Source organism: Mesorhizobium sp. M4B.F.Ca.ET.017.02.2.1, assembly GCF_003998955.1.
Taxonomy (GTDB): Bacteria; Pseudomonadota; Alphaproteobacteria; order Rhizobiales; family Rhizobiaceae; genus Mesorhizobium; species Mesorhizobium abyssinicae.
In genome coordinates, this window is the sequence record NZ_RZOF01000450.1 from 1 (window position 1) to 4,155 (window position 4,155).

The 4,155-nt window shown below is 64.8% G+C and carries 5 protein-coding genes; all 5 read right to left on the reverse strand.

Going from position 1 to position 4,155, the window contains the following annotated elements:
• The coding region (locus EN738_RS31655; protein WP_127287030.1) for an MFS transporter at window positions 1–264 on the reverse strand (264 nt) is incomplete at its 3' end.
• Window positions 265–320: 56 nt separating this feature from the next.
• Window positions 321–518, reverse strand: a complete 198-nt coding sequence (locus tag EN738_RS31660) for a hypothetical protein (protein ID WP_127287031.1) — start codon at window positions 516–518, stop codon at window positions 321–323.
• A gap of 406 nt (window positions 519–924) precedes the next feature.
• Window positions 925–1,722 carry an ABC transporter ATP-binding protein gene (locus tag EN738_RS31665; RefSeq protein WP_127287032.1) on the reverse strand — a complete coding sequence of 266 codons (798 nt, stop codon included), beginning with the start codon at window positions 1,720–1,722 and terminating at the stop codon, window positions 925–927.
• Between the two features lie 10 nt (window positions 1,723–1,732).
• Complete coding sequence (gene ntrB / locus EN738_RS31670) at window positions 1,733–2,623, reverse strand: nitrate ABC transporter permease (RefSeq protein ID WP_127287033.1); 891 nt, start codon at window positions 2,621–2,623, stop codon at window positions 1,733–1,735.
• 97 nt (window positions 2,624–2,720) lie between these two features.
• Complete coding sequence (locus tag EN738_RS31675) at window positions 2,721–4,037, reverse strand: CmpA/NrtA family ABC transporter substrate-binding protein (RefSeq protein ID WP_127287034.1); 1,317 nt, start codon at window positions 4,035–4,037, stop codon at window positions 2,721–2,723.
• Window positions 4,038–4,155: the final 118 nt, after the last annotated feature.

A 4,155-nucleotide genomic window follows, 5' to 3' on the forward strand; every position in this document is an offset into this window, starting at 1 on the left:
AAGCATGACGGCGGTGTAGACCAGCCGCCCGCCATAGCGATCGGTCCAGACGCCGAGCAGCATGCGCACGAGCGAACCGGTGAGGATCGGCGTGCCGATGAGCAGGCCGAACTCCGTCTCGCTCAGCCCAAGCTCCTGCTTTATGCGCACGCCGATGATGGAGAAGATCGTCCACACCGCGAAGCAGACGGTGAAGGCGATGGTGGACATCACGAGCGCCTGCCTGGGTTCCTGGCTGGGCGCGGCTGGGAGAATTGCAGTCATGTCGGCTCCGGTTTGCGGCGTGGGAGGCGCCGCTCTTGTCTGTTCGTTGGCGATTGTCAGCGACGCGCCATCGGCGTGCCGGTCGAAACCTCGCTGTGCGCGGTCACTGCCGGCCCCTTGCCGTCCGTCTTGGCGCCGACGGGAAAGAGCAGCAGTGCGGCGGTGAACAGCGCGGCGGTCAATGCGCTGCTGGCCAGGACATCGCGGCGGGTGAAGTCCTCGAGGGCCGCGCCAGTTCCGATCCGTTTCGTCATCGTCGTCTCCGGTTGGGCACCGCCTGGGATCGGCGCCGTCGATTGCGTGTTCGGTCAAAACAAAAAAGCTGCCGGCCAGGTCGCTCGCGTCCGTCCATCCGGGATCGCGTGTTGACCTGATCGGCAGCTTTGCCTGTGGCGCCCGCCATTGGACGCCGTGTCTCTTGGCCCCGAGGGACCTACATTTCTAAAAGCAGGAAGCGTGCCAGTTCGACAGCGCGCTGAATTTTCAAATAATATCAATGCGAAACCGCAGCCGCGCGACTTTTGACGAGCCCGGCGGCGGATCAAAGATTAGTCAGATCGCCTTGCACGGCAGCATAATATTTGTGCAGTGCGGCAGGTTGCCCATTGCCGATGCAGATCGACCTTTGGCGTTGAAGATGCGTTTCTTCGGGTCATGACGCTACTCCGCGGCTTCAACGAAGCGGTGGCGTTCATAGAGGAACTTCAGCACCGCCTCGCGGCAGCGCAGGAAGGTGCGGTCCGAGGCAAGCTCGATGCGTCGGCGCGGCCGGGCCAGCGGCACCGAAAGCACCTCGCCGATGGTTGCCGCCGGGCCGTTGGTCATCATCACGATGCGGTCCGACAGAAGCACCGCCTCGTCGACATCGTGGGTAATCATGATCATGGTCGTGCCGAGCCGGGCGTGGATGTCCATCACCGCCTCCTGGAGGTGGGCGCGGGTCAGCGCGTCGAGCGCGCCGAACGGCTCGTCGAGCAGCAGGATCTTCGGCTGCATGGCGAGCGCGCGGGCAATGCCGACGCGCTGCTTCATGCCACCGGATATCTCGGCCGGGCGCTTGTCCCTGGCATGCGCCATCTGCACGAGATCGAGGTTGCGCATGATCCACTCATGCCGCTCGGCCCGGCTTTTGGTGCGGCCGAAGACCTTGGAGACGGCAAGGTTGATGTTCTCGTAGACGGTGAGCCACGGCAGCAGCGAATGGTTCTGGAACACCACGGCGCGCTCAGGTCCCGGGCTGTCGACCTCCTTGTCCTCGAGCAGCACGGCACCCGAGGAGACCCTGGTCAGCCCGGCAATGAGGTTGAGCAAGGTCGACTTGCCGCAGCCGGAATGGCCGATGATGGAGACGAACTCGCCCCTGTCGATGGTGAGCCTGATATCCTTCAGCACCTCGCTGACCTGGCCGCCGCGGGCGAAGGATTTGTCGATATGGTCGAGCTTCAGATAGGCGGTCATGGCGCCCTCCTCACTTTGACGTTGTGCCGCGGGTGACGAAGGCGCCGACCGCCGCGACCAGCCGATCGAGGCAGAAGCCGGTGACGCCGATATAGGCCAGCGCGACGATGATGTCGGGCAGCCGCGAGGAGTTCCACGCGTCCCAGATGAAGAAGCCGATGCCGACGCCGCCGGTCAGCATCTCGGCGGCGACGATGGCAAGCCAGGAGAGCCCGATGCCGATCCTCAGGCCGGTGAAGATGTAGGGGGCGGCCGCCGGCACCATGATCTTGACGAAGAACTCGAGCTGGTTGAGCCGCAGGATGCGGGCGACGTTGCGGTAATCCTCGGGGATGTTGCGGACGCCGACGGCTGTATTGATGATCACCGGCCAGATCGAGGTGATGAAGATCACGAACAGCGCCGACGGATTGGAATCGCGGAAGGCGGCGAGCGACAGCGGCAGCCAGGCGAGCGGCGGCACGGTGCGCAGGATCTGGAACACCGGGTCGAGGCCGCGCATCGCCCACACCGACTGGCCGACCAGCGCGCCCAGCGCCACACCGACCACCGCAGCCATGCCGAAGCCGATGGCGACGCGCTGCAGCGAGATCAGCACTCGCCAGGCAAGGCCGATATCCTGCGGGCCGTTGTCGAAGAACGGATGCGCGATCAGGTCATAGGCCTCGTTCCACACCTGGCTCGGCGGCGGCAGGCTGGCCGTCGGCGACGAGCAGGCGACCTGCCAGACGACGAGCAGGACGAGGATGACGACGGCCGGCGGCACCAGCGCCGTCGCCAGCTTGCCGGCAATGGCGAGCGGATCGATGCGGCGCCTCGCCTTTGCGGTGAAGGCGATCACCTCGGCGGGCTTTACGGGAAACGCCTTCACCTCGGTGTCCTCGACGGTTTGGATGGACATGTGTTCGCGAAGCTCCTGGTCGTTGGGCGACAACGGCGCGAGCGCCGTTGCGCCTTTGTCGCGCTGCGACAAACGGCGCCTTGGGCGCCGTTTGCGCCTAAGCTGATGCCTTGATCTTCAGGCTGTCGAGATAGGCGGACGGGTTGGCTGGATCGAAGGTCTTGCCGTCGAAGAAGGTCTCGACGCCGCGCGACGACGATGCAGGGATGTCGCTTGCCGCGACGCCCAGCTCCTTCGCCGCCTCGCGCCAGAGATCCTCGCGGTTGACCTGGTCGACCAGCGCCTTGATGTCGGTGGTCGGCGCGAACTTGCCCCAGCGGATGTTCTCGGCAAGGAACCAGGCATCATGGCTCTTGAAGGGATAGGAGACGCCGCCCTTCCAGAACTTCATGTAGAGGTCGGTGCCCTTGGCGACGCGGTCGTTGCCATAGTTGATGTCGCCCTTGAGGCGGCCGATGATGTCGGCGCTCGGAACGTTCATCCATTGCCGCTTGCCGATGATGGAGGCCATCTCGTCCTTGTTCTCCATCGCCTCGCACCATTGCTGGGCTTCCATGACGGCCATCAGGATCGCCTTGGTGGCGTTGGGATATTTCTCGATGAAGGCGGCGCGCAGGCCGAGCGCCTTTTCCGGATGGCCCTTCCACAATTCACCCGTGGTGGCGGCGGTGAAGCCGATACCCTGGTGGACGAGTTGCTCGTTCCAAGGCTCGCCGACGCAGAAGACGTCCATATTGCCGACCTTCATGTTGGCCACCATCTGCGGCGGCGGCACGACGATGGTCGAGACGTCCTTGTCGGGGTCGATGCCGCCGGCGGCCAGCCAGTAGCGTATCCACAGATCATGCGTTCCGCCCGGGAAGGTCATGGCGGCCTTGACCTCCTTGCCGGCGGCCTTCTTGGCGGCGAAAGCCTCCTTCAGCTTGGAAGCGTCGAGGCCGACGCCGGTGGCGGCGTATTCCTGGGCGACGGAAATGCCCTGGCAGTCGTAGTTCAGCCGCGCCACGATCGCCATCGGCAGCGGCTGCTTGTTCTGCGTAACCTTGCCGGTGTGCATGAGGTAGGGCATCGGCGTCAGGATGTGGGCGCCGTCGATGCCATTGGCCTCGCTGCCCAGCACCAGATTGTCGCGCGTCGCGCCCCAGGAGGCCTGCTTCAGCACCTCGACATCGGGCATGCCATATTTGGCGAACAGCCCCTTCTCCTTGGCGATCATCAGCGGTGCCGCGTCGGTGAGCGCGATAAAGCCGAGCTTGGCGCCGGTCACTTCGGGTGCGGCGGTCGCCGCATAGGCGCCCGAAGGCAGGAGCTTGCGCGCCGCCACGAGCAGCCCCGCCGTCAGCGCGCTTCTGGCAAGGAAGTCGCGACGCGACATGCCCTTGAGGGTCGTTCCAGTTCCGATCCGTTTCGTCATCGTCATCTCCCGGTTGGACGCCGCTTGGGACCGGCGCCGTCGATTCTCGTGTTCGGTCAAAACAAAAAGCTGCCGGCCAGGTCGCTCGCGTCCGTACATCCGGGATCGCGTGTCGACC